The organism is Brachybacterium sp. sponge (assembly GCF_001613775.1).
GTDB lineage: Bacteria > Actinomycetota > Actinomycetes > Actinomycetales > Dermabacteraceae > Brachybacterium > Brachybacterium conglomeratum.
Map to the genome: position 1 here is coordinate 618,042 of NZ_LRMP01000001.1, position 15,402 is coordinate 633,443.

Here is a 15,402-nt window from a genome sequence, read left to right on the forward strand (position 1 = left end):
CATGCCGACCATCGACAAGACCATCCACTCCGAACACTCCGACCCGTCCTCCGCGCCGACGCCCACGTCGTCGCCGGCGCAGCCCCCTGCGCCGCGCCGCACCCTCACCCTCGCGCAGCTCCGCGCCGCCCTGCCAGGCGCGCTGCGCAGGATGACCCCCCGCGCCCAGTGGCGCAACCCCGTCATGCTGATCGTGTGGGTCGGTGCTCTATTGACCAGCGTGATGACCGTCGTCGAGCTGATCGGCGACGGCCCGGCCCCGTCCGGCGGCACTGCGGTGCCGGCGACGTTCTCCGCGGCGATCGCCGGCTGGCTGTGGATCACCGTGCTCTTCGCGAACCTCGCCGAGTCCGTCGCCGAGGGGCGCGGCAAGGCCCAGGCCGCGACCCTGCGCCGCACCCGCACCAGCACCCTGGCGCGCCTCGTCGACGGGTACGACGCTACGGCCGACCCCGGCGCGGAGACCGTGCCGACCGAGGAGATCTCCTCGGCGGACCTCGCCCGGCACGACATCGTGGTGGTCACCGCGGGCGATCTCGTCCCCGGCGACGGCGACATCATCCAGGGCATCGCGAGCATCGACGAGTCCGCGATCACCGGCGAATCCGCGCCCGTCGTGCGCGAGTCCGGCGGCGACCGCTCCGCCGTCACCGGCGGCACCCGGGTGCTGTCCGACCGGATCGTCGTGCGCATCACCTCGACGCCAGGCCAGACCTTCGTGGACCGGATGATCTCGCTGGTCGAGGGGGCCGCCCGGCAGCGCACCCCCAACGAGATCGCCCTAAACATCCTGCTGGCCTCGCTGTCCATCGTGTTCCTCGCGGTCGCGATCACACTGAACCCCATCGCCTCCTACCCGGCGAGCCCGGCCTCGATCACGGTGCTCGTGGCGCTGCTGGTCTGCCTGATTCCCACCACCATCGGCGCCCTGCTGTCCGCGATCGGGATCGCCGGGATGGACCGGCTCGTCCAGCGCAACGTGCTGGCGATGTCCGGGCGCGCGGTGGAGGCGGCGGGCGACGTGACCACCCTGCTGCTGGACAAGACCGGCACCATCACCTACGGCAACCGACGGGCGACGGACTTCGTCCGCGTCGGCGACGCCGGGATGCACGAGCTCGTGGAGGCGGCCGCGCTGTCCTCCCTCGCCGACCCCACGCCCGAGGGCAGCTCAGTCCTCGAGCTCGCACGGGAGCGCGGCGTCGACGTCGGCACCGCGCCGCGGGGGGAGGTCGTGCCGTTCACCGCCCAGACCCGCATGTCGGGCCTGGACCTGCCCGACGGCACCCGCCTCCGCAAGGGCGCGGGCTCTGCGATCCTCGCCTGGCTCGAGACCGAGGGCGTCGTGCCCTCGGCCTCCGACCGGGCGACCCTCGAGGAGCACGTCGAGCGCATCTCGTCCTCGGGCGGCACCCCCCTGGTTGTCGCCTGCCTCACCGGGGACGGGGACGGAGCCGTCCTCGGCGTCATCCACCTCAAGGACGTCGTCAAGGACGGTCTCACCGCGCGGTTCGCCGAGCTGCGCGCCATGGGCATCCGCACCGTGATGGTCACCGGCGACAACCCTCTGACCGCCGCGGCGATCGCGAAGGAGGCAGGGGTCGACGACTTCCTCGCCGAGGCCACCCCCGAGCAGAAGCTCGAATACATCCGCGCGGAGCAGGAGGGCGGGCGGCTCGTCGCGATGACCGGTGACGGCACGAACGACGCCCCGGCGCTCGCCCAGGCCGACGTCGGCGTCGCGATGAACACTGGCACCTCCGCCGCGAAGGAGGCCGGGAACATGGTCGACCTCGACTCCGACCCGACCAAGCTCATCGACATCGTCGCGATCGGGAAACAGCTGCTCATCACACGCGGCGCACTGACCACCTTCTCGATCGCCAACGACATCGCGAAGTACTTCGCGATCATCCCCGCGATCTTCATGGGCGTCTTCCCCGGCCTGTCCGCGTTGAACATCATGGGGCTCAGCTCACCCGCCTCGGCGGTCCTGTCCGCGGTGATCTTCAACGCGATCGTGATCATCGCCCTGGTGCCGCTGGCCCTGCGGGGCGTCGCCTACCGCCCGATGATCGCCTCGAAGATCCTCGGCCGCAACCTCGCGATCTACGGCCTCGGCGGGATCGTGACGCCCTTCGCGGGCATCTGGCTCATCGACCTGCTCGTCCGGCTGATCCCCGGCTTCTGACCTCCGAGAGGACCCTCCCGTGAACACCACCCTCCGCAGCACCCTGCGGACCACCGCCGTCGCCGTGCGGACCCTGCTCCTGTGCACGCTCGTGCTGGGCCTGGGCTATACCCTGCTCATCACCGGCATCGGACAGCTGCTGCTGCCCGCCCGTGCCGACGGGTCGCCCCTGCGCGACGGCGACGGACAGATCGTGGGCTCGACCCTGATCGGCCAGTCCTTCCTCGACCAGGACGGGGAGCCGCTGCCGGAGTACTTCCAGCCGCGTCCCTCCGCGGCCGGCGACGGCTACGACGGCCGCTCCTCCTCCGGCACCAACCACGGACCGGAGAACCCCGAGCTGATCGCCGCGATCACCGAGCGTCGCGCCGAGATCGCCGAGTTCAACGACGTGGCCCCGAAGGAGGTCCCCGCCGACGCCCTGACGGCATCGAGCTCGGGCCTCGACCCCCACATCAGTCCTGAGTACGCCGCCCTCCAGACCGCTCGGGTCGCCGAGGCGCGAGGCCTGTCGCTGGACCGGGTGGAGGACCTCGTGGCTGAATACACCGAGGGTCGCGATCTCGGCTACCTCGGTGATCCGACGGTGAACGTCGCCGCGCTCAACCTGGCCCTGGACGAACTGGAGGACTGACGATGACGGCACGGGGGCGGCTCCGGGTGCTGCTGGGAGCCGCTCCCGGCGTCGGCAAGACCTGCACCATGCTCGAGGAGGGCCATCGCCTCGCCGCCGAGGGCCAGGACGTCGTCATCGGCATCGTCGAGACCCACCGCCGCGCGGACACCGCACGACGGGTTGAGGGACTGGCCAAGCTGCCGCTGCGTCGGCACCAGCACCGAGGGGTGCCCCTCGAGGAGATGGATCTCGAGGCCGTGCTCGAGCGCGCACCCGACATCGCGCTGGTCGACGAGCTCGCCCACACCAACGCCCCCGGCGCCGCCCACGCCAAGCGCTGGCAGGACGTGGACGAACTGCTCGCCGCCGGGATCGACGTGATCTCCACGGTGAACATCCAGCACATCGAGTCCCTCCACGACGTGGTCGAGCAGATCACGGGGGTGCCGCAGCGCGAGACCGTCCCGGACGGATTCCTGCGCCGCGCCGATCAAATCGAGGTCATCGACCTCGCGCCGCAGGCGCTGCGCGACCGGCTCCGCAGCGGCCTGGTCTACCCTGCCGAGCGGGTGGACGCGGCGCTGTCGAACTACTTTCGCCTCGGGAACCTCACCGCGTTGCGCGAGCTGGCCCTGCTGTGGCTCGCCGACGAGGTCGACCAGGCGCTGAAGGACTACCGCTCCGAGCACTCGATCGACAACCGCTGGGAGGCCCGCGAACGGGTGGTCGTGGCGCTGACCGGCGGGCCCGAGGGGGAGGCTCTGCTGCGCCGCGGCGCCCGTGTCGCGGCGCGCTCCGCCGGCGGCGACCTGATCGCCGTGCACGTCACCAGCCAGGACGGGCTGCTGCGCAGCAGCCCCGGGGCGCTCACCCGGCAGCGTGCCCTGGTGGAGGAACTCGGCGGCACATATCACCAGGTGGTCGGGGAGGATGTCCCCGAGTCCCTGGTCGGCTTCGCCCGCTCCGTCGACGCGACCCAGCTGGTGATCGGGGTGAGCCGGCGCGGCCGCCTCGCCGCCGCCCTCACGGGCCCCGGCATCGGGGCGACCGTGGTGCGCGAGTCCGGGGACATCGACGTGCACATCGTGACCCACTCCGCCGCGGGCAGGCGCCTCGCCCTGCCCAGGATCGGAGGCGCCCTCACCCCCGCCCGGCGCCTGGCGGGGTTCGTCCTCGCGCTGCTGGGCGGTCCGCTGCTGACCGCCGCGCTGCTGGCCCTGCGCACCGAGGAGTCGATCACCTCCGACGTGCTCAGCTACCAGCTGCTCGTGGTAGTGGTTGCGCTGACCGGCGGGATCTGGCCCGCTCTCTTCGCCGCGCTGCTCTCCGGTCTCACCCTCGACTTCTTCTTCATCGACCCGCTGCACACGATCTCGATCGCCGAGCCGCACCACCTCCTCGCGCTGCTGCTGTACGTGACGATCGCGGTGCTGGTGAGCGTCGTCGTGGACCGTGCGGCACGGCGCACCCGGGCCGCCCGACGGGCCGAAGCGGAGTCCGAGCTGCTGCAGACCGTCGCCGGCAGCGTGCTGCGCGGTGACGACGCGATCCAGGCCCTCGTGGACCGCACCCGCGAGGCCTTCCGACTGGACGCGGTTGAGGTCCTCGGGGAGGACGGCACCGTGCACTCCACCTCGGGCGATCCCCGGGCCGAGGCGGGGACCACGACCGTCCCGCTCGCCCAGGACGCCCGCCTCATGCTGCACGGCGGGGACCTCCGCGCCTCCGAACGGCGCCTCCTCAGCGTGGTCGCCGCGCAGATCGATGCCGCGATCGAGCACCGCCGGCTCGCTGCGACCGCGGAAGAGATCGCTCCGATCGCGGCCTCCGACAAGGTGCGCGGTGCGCTGCTTTCGGCGCTCAGCCACGACCTGCGCCGCCCTCTCGCCGCCGCGGCGACGGCCGTGGGCGGGCTCCGCACCGCCGACGGCGACCTCTCCGCCGAGGACGCCCGGGAGCTCCTGCTCACGGCCGAGGAGAGCCTGGACTCCCTCGCCGCCCTGGTGGGCGACCTGCTCGACGTCAGCCGGCTGCAGGCCGGGGTCCTCACCATCACGACCCTCCCCACGGATCCCTCCTCGGCGATCGCCCCGGCGCTCGACGAGCTCGGTCTCGGCCCCACCGAGGTGCATCTCGCCCTCGCCCATGACGAGCACACCGTCGGGGCGGACCCGGTGCTGCTGCAGCGGGTGCTGGTGAACCTGCTGGCCAATGCGGCCCGCCACTCCCCACCGGACCGACCCGTGACCCTCACGACCAGCACCTTCGACTCCCGACTGGAGATCCGGATCATCGACCACGGGCCGGGCATTCCCCCGGACCGCCACGACGACGTCTTCGTCCCCTTCCAGCGCCTCGGCGACACCGACAACACCAGCGGCCTCGGCCTCGGACTTGCCCTGTCCCGCGGCTTCGTCGAAGCGATGCACGGCTCGCTCACCCCGGAGGACACCCCCGGCGGCGGCCTGACGATGGTGGTCTCGCTCCCCCTCGCTCCGCTCCCGACACAGGAGACCCCATGAAGATCCTCATCGCGGACGACGACCCGCAGATCCTACGCGCTCTGAGGATCACGCTCTCGGCGAAGGGACACACCGTGGTGACCGCGACCGACGGCGCCGACGCGGTGAACACGGCGATCGACGAGCACCCCGACCTCTACCTCCTGGACCTGGGCATGCCCCGCTTCGACGGGGTCGAGGTGATCCAGGCCGTGCGGGGGTGGTCGCAAGCTCCGATCCTGGTGGTCTCGGGGCGGGCCGGCGCCTCGGACAAGGTCGAGGCGCTCGACGCGGGCGCCGACGACTACGTGACCAAGCCGTTCTCCGTCGAGGAGCTGCTGGCCCGCATCCGCGCCCTCACCCGGCGGGTCCCGCAGGACGAGGAGGTGCTGGTGGTCCGCCTCGGTCAGGTCACGATCGACCTCGCCGCCCGCAGCGTGGTGCGCAACCTGCCCTCCGGCCGCCGCCAGATCCGGCTCACGCCCACCGAGTGGCAGGTTATCGACACCCTGGTCCGCCACCGCGGCAAGCTCGTCTCCCGCCGCACGCTCCTCACCCGCATCTGGGGCACCGAACACGTCGAGGACACGGGATATCTCCGCCTGTACATCTCACAGCTGCGTAAGAAACTCGAGGACGATCCCTCCCGCCCGCGGCACCTCCTCACCGAGCCCGGCATGGGCTACCGCCTCGAGAATGCTGTTCGGGAACGGTCGTGAGGTATCAACGGGGCCGCATCGCCCCCTGACCCTCATGGCATTCGACCCCAACGGGGAGACGCAGATTGACAAGGGGCGCACCGAGCCAAGTAGCGCCGTAAGAACGCGGCCATCAACCGTGCACATCCACACGCGACGCTGTCCAGCGTGGTTACGATTCGTTAGGTTGGACAGATCAGAGGAGGGGGTCAGAGGTGGTTGGACACAAGGGACAGGTCGTCGGCTACGTGCGGGTCAGCTCCATCGACCAGAACGAGAGCCGGCAGGTCGCGGCTCTCGGCGACGTCGATCGCCTCTTCACCGAGCGGGTGTCGGGCAAAGACGTTCGTAGCCGCCCGATGTTGCAGGAGCTGATCGCCTACGTCCGCGAAGGTGACCTGGTCCGAGTCAAGTCGCCCGATCGGCTCTCCCGCTCCACCACCGACTTGCTGGCGCTCATGGAGCAGATGAAAGGCAAGGGCGTAGACGTCGAGTTCGTCGACAATCCGGCGCTGAACACCGGCACCCCGCAGGGCACCTTCATGCTGACCATCCTCGCGGCCGTCGCCGAGCTCGAACGCGCGACGATCCGGGAGCGCCAGGCTGAAGGCATCGCGCTCGCGAAGCAGCGCGGGGTCTATGAGCGCTCTCCCGCGCTGACCACGGAGCAGATCGCCACGGCGCGGGAGCGAATCGCTACCGGTGTGCCGAAGGCAGTCGTCGCCCGCGACCTCGGCGTGAGCCGACAGACGCTGTACACCGCACTGAAGGGCGCTGGAGCCTACCGGGACTGACGACCTATGGCGCGGTCGTAGTCCGCCTGCAGCCCGACCCAGAAGCCGGAGCTCGTCCCGAGCAGCTCGGAGAGCCCGAGATCGAGGTCTAATGTGATGGGCTGCGAGCCCTCGAGGATCTCAGCGATCTGCTGGCCCGACACCTGCAGCGTCTCGGCGGCCTGGTCTTCACTGATACCCATCGGCCGCAAGTATTCCTCGCGCAGGATCTCGCCCGGGTGGATTGGCTCGTGAGCGCTGCCCATCTCCCCAGTATCCGCGCGTACCCGGGCAGGGCAAGGGAACTCGCGTCCTACGCTGACCTCATGGCTCACACAGCCCGCCCGCGCCCTGCATCGACCCGCCCGGTCTCCGACCTCATCCAGCACACCGAGGAGGTACTCCGAGACGCCGAGCAGCAACCTGTCGCGCTTCTCCGAGAGGACCGAGAGTCCTTGGTGCTCATGAGCCAACACGAGCTCGAGGCTCAGGACGCCCTCCTCAGTCTCGCGGGGGAGATCGTGACCGCGGCACTTGACGCGCCTTCGCTCGAGGTAGGGCTCGCCCAGGCGTATCCATGGATGAGCGCACTTTCTCCGGAGGACCGGGAGCTCTGCACGGCCGAGCTGGTCGCCGCCGCGCGCGCCGCGCTCAGCAGGGGGCGGCCGGATCTCGCCCTCGGCGCACTCAACTCCTGGCGCGACAGCGCGGAGGCCATCGCCGCGCGGCTCGGTGCGGATCCGGTTGAGTGGCTCGAGGAGCCGATAGTTGTTGAGAGGCCGAGGGAACGCAAACAAACGTAACGATACATTCAGACGGTAAGCACTTCGCATGCGATTAGAATATGCGCCCACAATGCCTACACGAACCACGCTGGCGGGTACAAAGCGATCTTATGTATCATCTCCACTATCTGTGACCGACCGGCGCTATTTCATTGGGACACGATCTGTCCAATAGACTCTTCCGTCCGCTCACGCCCCTCCAATAAGCGCCCGCGCGAGTTACCCGAACACACTCATATCGAGGATCACCCATCGATGGAGCACCTCCCCCAACTACTGCGACGACACTGATTAGACGAAAGCGTCGGGATCGGTCTGGTTGGCGATGTGGGCCCCAGCGACGAGTCCCGATCGCGACCACGTCACGCGGGCACCCTCAGCCGTAGACGCCAACCTCGTCGTCGGCGATCGCGGCGAGCACTTCGGCACTCCGGCCACGGCGGATCACCACCCTCGGCGTCGCCCCACCAAGGTACGCGCTGCTGCCGTCCAGCCAGTCCTCGATCACGGCCTCGTCCCAGACCCTGAGCGCGGGCGATGACCAGCTCACGGTCGACATCAGAGGCGGAGGTGTGGTCGGTGGTGCTCATGGGACCAGTATCCGCGCACAGCCACGACCTCCGCGAGCGCTGCTACCTCACCTGGCACCATGGCCGCCACAAACCACTCGCACTCTGCCTAAAATTGGCCACCTATGGGTCGTGCAATTCGGGGCACCCCATGGAATGATTACCCCATGGCACAGTCGCTCGATTCTCATATCACCGCCCAGCTGACGCGATTCAGGAAGGCATTCAAAAAGGATCCAGATACCTTTCCGGACCAGCTCGACATGATGTGGAATGGCCTCGCACATCAGTCGGTCTTCGAGGTCGAGATCAACGAAACGCCGTGCATCGTGGTGCGCTACCACCTCGACCACCGAGGCGACCTCATCAGCGCCAAGATCGCCGCCACGGACGAGCGCGGCCGTGAGATCGCGGGCCGTATCGTGAGCCCGGAGCACCCGCTGTGGGACGCGTACCGGACCTGGCTGGAGATCTACGACGCCAACGAGGTCGCCGACATCGAATAACGCCGCCGAGGCGCGCCAGGAGCCGGCCGCTATCTCGCACCGCGAGCTCATGACGGATGAGGGGTGACGCGCATCAGGGACCCGGCGGCCCCTGCCGTGGTCGGCGTGCGGGGGACGGCGAGTTCAAACGCCTGAACCGCAGCCCGCCGCGGCTGTTCCACGGCGTCGAGATCCTCGAAGCCATCCTTGCCCCGAGACCCCCACCCCGGCAGACCCCGCCGGCATGCCAGGCGCACGTCACCGAGGCGCTCGGCCTGATCTGGCGGGCCGAGCGCTTCGAGCTCCGGGGCCTCTGCGACATCGGATCCGCGATGCTCATCGGACCCGTATTCGCGCAGCAGATCTTGCCGCGTTGAATCGGTCGTCGAAGGCATGTGCCCGGCGTACCGCCAGCAACTCGACGCGTTTCCGGTCACTCTGGCCGAGAGCGGACACTCACCGTAGCGAGTCCACGATAGCGAGTTCTGTTGCCGATGCGCGGCCGTCTACCGTGCGAGATACCTTGGTGTACTTAAACTTGCGAATATGCCGGGTATCGATTATGAACTCAGGATCCTGTTCGCTTGAGATGCAGCCTACAACCGCGGCCTTGTCGACCATGCCACGCATCAATGTCGCGGAACCAGGAAAGCGCTGCGCATACCACAGTGCTCGCTCTTTAGACGTCGTCCATGAGCGCGTCCCCTCCAGCTCCGACCCCCGCGACCCCCGGAACACTACGAACGATTCCGGCATCAACTCAAAGACATCGCGGCTTTCCCCATCGGCGAGGAGGAGGCCGTCACCAGGTCGCCACCCACGAAAAAGCCCTTCCCAGAGCCCTCTCTCTTCCCAGATCCTCTCAGAATTGGACCAGATAAAAGTCGCGAGTTCGCGCATCTCGATGTCAAGATCGATCAGCCGCGCATCGCGCCCAGCGACGTATTGCAGGAATGCCTCGAGACGATGATGATTCTCATGCAATTCCACAATTGCAGCCCAATCACCCGCAGCAATTGCCTGTTCAAGCCATGCCTTCTTGGACGAATAGATGGCATTAGCAACGCACGGCATAGACGCCGAGTATCTGACAAGCGGGTGATCCACCATCTCGCCTAGATATTCATATGCGCGCACATATTCCATGAGTGCTGGATCAAGCGGCTCCCCCTTGCGTTCTTCGAACTCCTCGGGACTCAAGCCCCCAGGCCACATAACCTTGATTTCATTCATCGCCAAGCTCTCCTCGTGCGTGGACACGTGTCGTGCGGAAGATAGCACCGACCGCCTCCACCCCACCTCGGCGGCCGAGTTTCTTATCACTCACCCCGACGGCGACGAGAAGTTGGCCGCCCTTAGGGGGCTCGTTCAAGTTACCGCAACCCGAGATTCGACCAGCAGCGGATCGTTTGTGCAGGTCAGAGCCCTGCACGTCCATTCAGTTGCCAGCCAATACCAACCTGTTGCCACGGAGGGACCTCTGGACGGAGGCACCCCTCACCGCTGACGCTGCCGCCGGCCCGTGACGACTCCGCAGCCGGAGCGGGCCACCTGCACGCCGACAGGGCCCTGGTTGCCGACATCGAAGCCGTCGCCGAGGCGCGCCAGGAGCCGGGCACGATCTCGCACCGCGAGCTCATGACGGAACTGGGCCTCGGGGACGAGGGCGAGGGATGACGGGCACAGCTCGATAAAGTTATCAACACTTTGGCAACCGTTCTCGACGACATATCAGGGCAGGTCAGCGCAACAACAGCAGCTCATGTTGCCGCGCGCAACCACCCTGTTGCCATCCCAGAGTCGCTCAGGACACAATTAACATCCCCTGCTGTCGCCATTTCCTTGTAGAGAGGCACCATGGCCATCGACGCTGCCACCGCCCTGCTCGAGCTTGGCGTCCATATCTGTGCCGGCGCTGGCCCGGGCACGTGGCGTCTGCGCCACGAGGGCGTGCTGGATCTTGAGGTGTCCCCGGCGCTCCCGGTCGCCCGGATCGACACGAGGGCGGTCCGTCTCGCTGCAGCTCGGCACCGCGGTCGACTCCCGCTGCTGCACATCGGGGACTCGGCGACCCCTGCTGTCGTCGCCCGTGCCGAGCGCGGCGAGCTCGACCTCTTGATCTGCAACCCGCCGCGCCTGATTCACGGCGACGTGACCCTCGAAGCGGGCCCGGCTACGCCGACCCCGCCCCCTGCAGCGCGTCCCGGGCGTCCCGCGTGGGGCCGCTGGGCGGTGATGCGCTATCTGGTGCTGGCAGACACCCCTGCACGCCAGGTGAGCATCGCCGGCTCGCTCGGCCTGACGCAGCAGGCTGTGTCCATCGGGCTCCGGAGTCTCGGCGACGTGGTCGCGACCAGTCGTGAGGGCGCTGTGGTCAGCGATCGTGCAGCGCTGCTCGATCTCTGGCTGCAGGAATACCCGGGACCAGGCGGCCACGAGATCGGCTGGTACTGCCTCGAAGACGCCGTCACACAAGCGCGGACCGCGTACGCGGTCGCCCACGACTCGAGAGCAGCACCGATGGCGAGCGGCGACGTGGCCGCTGATCTCCTTGCTCCGTGGCAGCTCCCCCGCACGGCTCGGCTGTACATCGACCGACCCGTCGATCTCGCGCACCACGGCTTCGTCCCGTCCCCGCTCGAGGAGGCGAGCCTGATCCTGTGCGAGCCCCGCGACCCGACCCTGTGGCGGCTCGCGGAGCACCGCCGGGGCCTGCTCCTCGCCGACCCCCTGGTCGTCCTGTGGGACCAGATCCAGAGACTGGGCTCAGAAGATGCCGCTGACCGGCTCCAGGAGGCCATCCTGAGGCCGCGGAGTGCCCGGCGGCGCAGCTGACGGCTCGGAGCTCGCCCAGCTGCTCGTCGCCGCGTCTGCTGTCAGCCCCGGCGCGACCGCAGGCTCACGTACCGCTCCGCATCGACGACGTACATGACGTGCCCGTGCTGCGGGCATGAGTAGCTCGCGCGCATCATCGAGAACTCGCGAAGCCGCTCGCGATGCTCCTCGCCGAGGACGTCGATCAGCTGATTCAGCGGGTAGCCGTACTCGCACGCCGGCGCGGGAAGCTCGTCACCGGACTCCTCAGCGACCATCGCCGCGGTCTCCGCGTAGCGCGCCTGCACGTACTCCTCGAGCGTCTCGAGGGAGACCCGCCACTGACCGCGGCCGCCGACCTTGATCACGCGCAGCTGTCCAGAGCGGACGAGCGCGAGGGCCTGTGTGTAGGCGATCGAGAGTTCCTGCTGGACGTGCTCGAGCGGCACGAAACGGCGCAGGGGCTCGGGGTCGGTCATGGAGCGAGGGTTGGCCAGGAGGTGCTGACCCGGGCGTCGTCCACAGGAGCGCCAGCGGGGATGCGGCACCCGATGTGGCGATTATGCCTGCAGGAGCAGCATTCCCAGGTCCAATGACCGCCCTGCAGCGGCCCTCTTCCGCAGGGGCACGTGTGCCAGCCGACGATGTGGCAGACGGATCCGCAGGCGCATGTTCCCGGCATAGGCTCGGCCCATGCCGCCGGGGCCATGCGCGAGCCAGGGGTCACGGGGGCGGGGAACGGGATCGCGGTCGTCACGGAGCCGAGGGTCGCAGCGGGATGACCTTCTCCGAACCATCCTCGATCAGGGACAGCTCGAGCTCAAGGCCAGGTTCATCGAGATACCAGACGAACGTGCCCGCGGCAATGTCCTTCAATCGTCGCTTGGCCGGCGAGGCATTCCTCGAGGAGAACGCCGTGAGAAAGCGGCAGGAGTCAGGGTTGATGCGTTGTTCAGCGGCCCACTCGAGCAGTTCGGCCTTGCGCCGCTCGTGAATCGGGCCGTCGCTGTACACCGCCTCGACGATCCAGAACTCGGCGGGCTTTGTCCCGAGTTCAACGAGGACAGCATCGGGAAGCAGGCTTGCGACATCGATCTGCACTCCGAGGACCGCGAGCGTTCGCTGGTCCCCGACGTAGACCTTGTCTCCCGGCTCGCTGATAGTCAGGACCACGGGGTCGACCAGCTTACGCGGTGCCCATTCCTCGATGACGCCCTTGAGGATCTCCGAGGACTGCCCGTGCTCAAGCGTACGCTGCTGCCCATCCGGGAGGGAGACCGTGACCGCGTATTCGGATGAGGCGGACTCACGTCCACGGTGAGCACGGAGCCGAGCCCCGGCGTCGAGATAGTCATCGGTCCAGCGGCCAATCGCCTCCGTGAGCTCGTCACCCTCGAGCGTGGGGTCGAAGAGGTCGGCAAAATGCCCCTCGAGCGCCCAGCGCGGGAGATTGCTGGTCGTGCTGAGCCCGGGCCGCTGCCGCATCACGTTGAGGCTGAGCCACTCCTTGAAGACCTCGTCACGCAGCGTCTCGCGGCTGTTCTCACGGTATCGGGGTGAGATCTCGAGCTCCCAGTCGACCAGAAGGTCCTCGTACGCCTTCCTCCCCCGGAGAGCGGCTGTTCTCCACTCCTCGCGGTCAGCTTGTTCCGTGCGACCGTCGAGCACGTTCTGCTGCTGCCAGAGGATCGTCGTGGGTCGTGCCCAGGCCGGCGGATCCTCATCGGCTGGTGCGACGGCATCCATATAGATCAAGCTCGCGACCGCCCATGCGGCGATCGGGCCGGAGAGCGTGGTGTCGAAAGCGGTTCGGGGAAAGATCCACCCGAGACGTTCCTCGGCGAGCTCGGGATCGATGACCGTCCTCACGGGCGGCTCCCAAGTCGATACTCCCGGCTGACGGCGTGGGCGAGCTCGTTGTTGCTGAGCGTCTCCCACGAGGCGAGCGTCTCTGCGGCCGGTAGCGGCAGCGCGGACAGCTCGAAGGCCGACAGTGCCACGGACCCCGAGATGCAGCGGGCGACCGCATCCAGCGCGGCACTCTCGAGGAGGCGGCTCAGGAGACCCATCGACAGGGCCGGCTTGGGCGAGGTCGGCCTGAGCACGTTGACGTGGTTCTCGATGACCACAGATCCGCCGAACTCCTCGAGGTGTTCGGCCGTCAGGTGGACGCTGGTCAGGCGACGTGCCTGCTCAGGAGCCGTAGTGCGCTGGACGAGGACGGCTGGCTCGGAGAGGAGCATCGTGCGTCTGTCCTGTTCGGAGCGCACCACGAAGTACCGCATCGCGCCCCGGCGGGCATCGGTGTGCAGCGTGCCGCCGTCGAAGTCGGCCGACCAGATCACCGGAATGCCTGAGGACTCGTTGAGGTCCTCGAGTCTCCGATTCCAGACGAGGGGACCCGTCGACGCCCTCCAGCCGGCGCTGCCCAGTGTGAGCGGCATCTGCGACGCCGCCGCGGACACCGCCGCGATGTCAGTCCGGCGAGGGAGGATCCACGGCTCAGGGCCACGCGGCGAGGGGACCTTCGCGACCTTGGAGACACCGTCATCGCTCAGCGTCGTGATGTTGGCCTGGCGAACGCGCGCCGTCGTGAAGGTGGCGAGGCAGGTCTCCTGCAGGACAGTCGAGAACACACCGGAACGCTTCTCGACGAATCCGAGCTCTCGGAGCCGGAACGTGGACGAGAAAAACTCGCGGAGCGGCGAGAAATACCGCCCAGCCAGGAAAGATGTCGGCACAAGTGCTCCGAGGACGCCCTGAGCGTCCAGTCCCTCCGCCGCGGCAGCCATGAAGAGGCCATAGATGTTGGCGTGGCCGTAGATGACATGGGAGAACCGCTCGCGCTCCTGCTCGGACAGCTTCACGCGTCCGTAGGGCGGGTTCATGACGACGGCTCGTGCTCGACGCTCAGCTGGCCCGAGACCGTCGCCGACACGACAGAGTGCCGGCAGGGGCCTACGGCTCTTCTCCGGGATGCGAGCCAGGGTGGGCAGCATCTCGGCGGCGAGCACGAGGTTCGCGACCCACACGGCGGCAGGGTCGTTGTCGATGCCTTCGATCAAGCTCGGCAGCCCCGCCAGGACCAGTCGTGGGCTGACGGCAGTACTGGCACGAAGATGCTCACGCAGGGCAGGGAGCAATAGCGCGCCGCCACCGCAGGCGGGGTCTCGTACCAGGCCAGGCAACGGTTTCGGCGTCGCTCCGCCCTGCCCCAGGGTCTCGCGTACCTGCGACCAGAGCGATCCGGACAGCTCCGCGGGGGTGTAATGGCGGCCATGGCGAGAACGGGTCGCCGCGCTGAGCGACTCGACGTAGGCCTGCCCGACCTCCTCACCGGTCAGCGCCCCCCACTCCTCCTCGAGCTGGGGAAGCTCGGACATCGAGAACGGCGGCTCCGCCTCGACGGCCTGGGTCACGTCCAGCCATATCCCGTTAAGACCAGCCGCCTGTGCCCTCGAGGTCCACCATGACGGGAGCGCCGCCAAGACAGCGGAGGCAGTGGGCGAGAGCTCCGCAGAGGCCTCCGCGGAGCTGATACGGCGTCGAGACCCCCGCGCACCGAGCGGACGGTCCTCGAGCAAAGCGGTCTGGAGAGCCATGCCCCTAGCCTATTGAATGAACCTGACGTGCGAGCCCCTTCTCACGATTCCAGTGGCTCATATCGCCAGGTCAGACCGGGAACGAAATTAGTGGACTCGTCGTGAAACACCCCTGCCGGCAAGTCGATCCTGCCCCACAACACCACACACGCCAAGAAGCCCCGCAGTCAATCGGCTGCGAGGCTTCTTGGTGTCCGGCCCCGAGCGGTGCGACAGGCGCGCTCACTCCGACTACGAGCGAGGTCTGGGACAAGGTAGTCGGACAGGCCGACGGTCACGACTATCGGACTACTACTACGACTACTCCGACCGAGCGATGAAGGACGTCAGGAGGTCGCGACGACGATGACGCCGCCGGCACCTCACCG

Annotated in this window: 15 protein-coding genes; 8 read left to right on the plus strand and 7 right to left on the minus strand. The window is 68.1% G+C overall.

Translation table 11 applies throughout. The annotated features are described in order from the left end of the window. Position 1: 1 nt before the first annotated feature. The 5 genes from kdpB (at position 2) to A4A78_RS02770 (ending at position 6,800) form a co-directional block, all read left to right on the plus strand. Positions 2-2,191, plus strand: a complete 2,190-nt coding sequence (gene kdpB / locus A4A78_RS02750; protein WP_062946891.1) for a potassium-transporting ATPase subunit KdpB — start codon at positions 2-4, stop codon at positions 2,189-2,191. A gap of 19 nt (positions 2,192-2,210) precedes the next feature. Beyond that, positions 2,211-2,825 carry a potassium-transporting ATPase subunit KdpC gene (kdpC, locus tag A4A78_RS02755; protein ID WP_062946892.1) on the plus strand — a complete coding sequence of 205 codons (615 nt, stop codon included), beginning with the start codon at positions 2,211-2,213 and terminating at the stop codon, positions 2,823-2,825. Positions 2,826-2,827: 2 nt separating this feature from the next. Further along, positions 2,828-5,329, plus strand: coding sequence for an ATP-binding protein (locus A4A78_RS02760; protein WP_062946893.1), 2,502 nt, complete (start codon positions 2,828-2,830; stop codon positions 5,327-5,329). Then, entirely contained in the window at positions 5,326-6,027 is a 702-nt protein-coding gene (locus A4A78_RS02765) for a response regulator (RefSeq protein WP_062946894.1), read from the plus strand. Before A4A78_RS02760 ends, A4A78_RS02765 begins: the two co-directional genes overlap by 4 nt. Positions 6,028-6,221: 194 nt before the next feature. Next, complete coding sequence (locus A4A78_RS02770) at positions 6,222-6,800, plus strand: recombinase family protein (protein WP_062946895.1); 579 nt, start codon at positions 6,222-6,224, stop codon at positions 6,798-6,800. On the opposite strand, the gene A4A78_RS02775 is transcribed toward A4A78_RS02770, so the two are convergent. Further along, a complete protein-coding gene (locus A4A78_RS02775) occupies positions 6,788-7,045 on the minus strand; it encodes a HigA family addiction module antitoxin (protein ID WP_062946896.1) in 258 nt (85 codons plus the stop codon). The genes A4A78_RS02770 and A4A78_RS02775 overlap by 13 nt on opposite strands. 60 nt (positions 7,046-7,105) lie before the next feature. Here A4A78_RS02775 and A4A78_RS02780 point away from each other — a divergent pair, with 60 nt between their 5' ends. After that, the gene (locus A4A78_RS02780; protein WP_062947967.1) at positions 7,106-7,582 is read left to right on the plus strand and encodes a hypothetical protein; all 477 of its coding nucleotides are present in this window, start codon (positions 7,106-7,108) and stop codon (positions 7,580-7,582) included. A gap of 358 nt (positions 7,583-7,940) precedes the next feature. Here the strand turns inward: A4A78_RS02780 and A4A78_RS02785 are convergent, their stop codons facing one another. After that, positions 7,941-8,123: a hypothetical protein gene (locus A4A78_RS02785; RefSeq protein ID WP_062946897.1), complete on the minus strand. Its 183-nt coding sequence runs from the start codon at positions 8,121-8,123 to the stop codon at positions 7,941-7,943. Between the two features lie 177 nt (positions 8,124-8,300). On the opposite strand from A4A78_RS02785, the gene A4A78_RS02790 reads away from it, so the two are divergent. Next, positions 8,301-8,639: a hypothetical protein gene (locus tag A4A78_RS02790; RefSeq protein WP_156488536.1), complete on the plus strand. Its 339-nt coding sequence runs from the start codon at positions 8,301-8,303 to the stop codon at positions 8,637-8,639. A 47-nt stretch (positions 8,640-8,686) separates the two neighbouring features. Here the strand turns inward: A4A78_RS02790 and A4A78_RS17705 are convergent, their stop codons facing one another. Both A4A78_RS17705 and A4A78_RS17710 read right to left on the minus strand, forming a co-directional pair. After that, positions 8,687-9,013, minus strand: coding sequence for a hypothetical protein (locus A4A78_RS17705; RefSeq protein WP_156488537.1), 327 nt, complete (start codon positions 9,011-9,013; stop codon positions 8,687-8,689). Between the two features lie 61 nt (positions 9,014-9,074). Further along, a complete protein-coding gene (locus A4A78_RS17710) occupies positions 9,075-9,851 on the minus strand; it encodes a hypothetical protein (protein WP_156488538.1) in 777 nt (258 codons plus the stop codon). A gap of 624 nt (positions 9,852-10,475) precedes the next feature. Here A4A78_RS17710 and A4A78_RS02800 point away from each other — a divergent pair. Beyond that, entirely contained in the window at positions 10,476-11,453 is a 978-nt protein-coding gene (locus A4A78_RS02800) for a hypothetical protein (protein WP_062946900.1), read from the plus strand. A 41-nt stretch (positions 11,454-11,494) separates the two neighbouring features. Here the strand turns inward: A4A78_RS02800 and A4A78_RS18325 are convergent, their stop codons facing one another. The 3 genes from A4A78_RS18325 to A4A78_RS02815 all read right to left on the minus strand — a co-directional run bounded on the left by A4A78_RS18325 (position 11,495) and on the right by A4A78_RS02815 (position 14,851). Then, entirely contained in the window at positions 11,495-11,911 is a 417-nt protein-coding gene (locus A4A78_RS18325; protein ID WP_369816726.1) for a hypothetical protein, read from the minus strand. A 274-nt stretch (positions 11,912-12,185) separates the two neighbouring features. Continuing rightward, positions 12,186-13,301: a BsuBI/PstI family type II restriction endonuclease gene (locus A4A78_RS02810; protein WP_082835156.1), complete on the minus strand. Its 1,116-nt coding sequence runs from the start codon at positions 13,299-13,301 to the stop codon at positions 12,186-12,188. Then, entirely contained in the window at positions 13,298-14,851 is a 1,554-nt protein-coding gene (locus tag A4A78_RS02815; RefSeq protein ID WP_197466617.1) for an Eco57I restriction-modification methylase domain-containing protein, read from the minus strand. The genes A4A78_RS02810 and A4A78_RS02815 overlap by 4 nt, the downstream gene beginning before the upstream one ends. Between the last annotated feature and the right edge of the window lie 551 nt (positions 14,852-15,402).

What these genes read in the sequence shown, in the direction of transcription:
- kdpB (WP_062946891.1), top strand. Translation starts at nt 2, where the DNA reads ATGCCGACCATCGACAAGACCATCCACTCCGAACACTCCGACCCGTCC.
- A4A78_RS02760 (WP_062946893.1), top strand. Translation starts at nt 2,828, where the DNA reads ATGACGGCACGGGGGCGGCTCCGGGTGCTGCTGGGAGCCGCTCCCGGC.
- A4A78_RS02765 (WP_062946894.1), top strand. Translation starts at nt 5,326, where the DNA reads ATGAAGATCCTCATCGCGGACGACGACCCGCAGATCCTACGCGCTCTG.
- A4A78_RS02775 (WP_062946896.1), bottom strand. Translation starts at nt 7,045, where the DNA reads ATGGGCAGCGCTCACGAGCCAATCCACCCGGGCGAGATCCTGCGCGAG.
- A4A78_RS02780 (WP_062947967.1), top strand. Translation starts at nt 7,106, where the DNA reads ATGGCTCACACAGCCCGCCCGCGCCCTGCATCGACCCGCCCGGTCTCC.
- A4A78_RS02785 (WP_062946897.1), bottom strand. Translation starts at nt 8,123, where the DNA reads ATGTCGACCGTGAGCTGGTCATCGCCCGCGCTCAGGGTCTGGGACGAG.
- A4A78_RS02790 (WP_156488536.1), top strand. Translation starts at nt 8,301, where the DNA reads ATGGCACAGTCGCTCGATTCTCATATCACCGCCCAGCTGACGCGATTC.
- A4A78_RS17705 (WP_156488537.1), bottom strand. Translation starts at nt 9,013, where the DNA reads ATGCCTTCGACGACCGATTCAACGCGGCAAGATCTGCTGCGCGAATAC.
- A4A78_RS17710 (WP_156488538.1), bottom strand. Translation starts at nt 9,851, where the DNA reads ATGAATGAAATCAAGGTTATGTGGCCTGGGGGCTTGAGTCCCGAGGAG.
- A4A78_RS02800 (WP_062946900.1), top strand. Translation starts at nt 10,476, where the DNA reads ATGGCCATCGACGCTGCCACCGCCCTGCTCGAGCTTGGCGTCCATATC.
- A4A78_RS18325 (WP_369816726.1), bottom strand. Translation starts at nt 11,911, where the DNA reads ATGACCGACCCCGAGCCCCTGCGCCGTTTCGTGCCGCTCGAGCACGTC.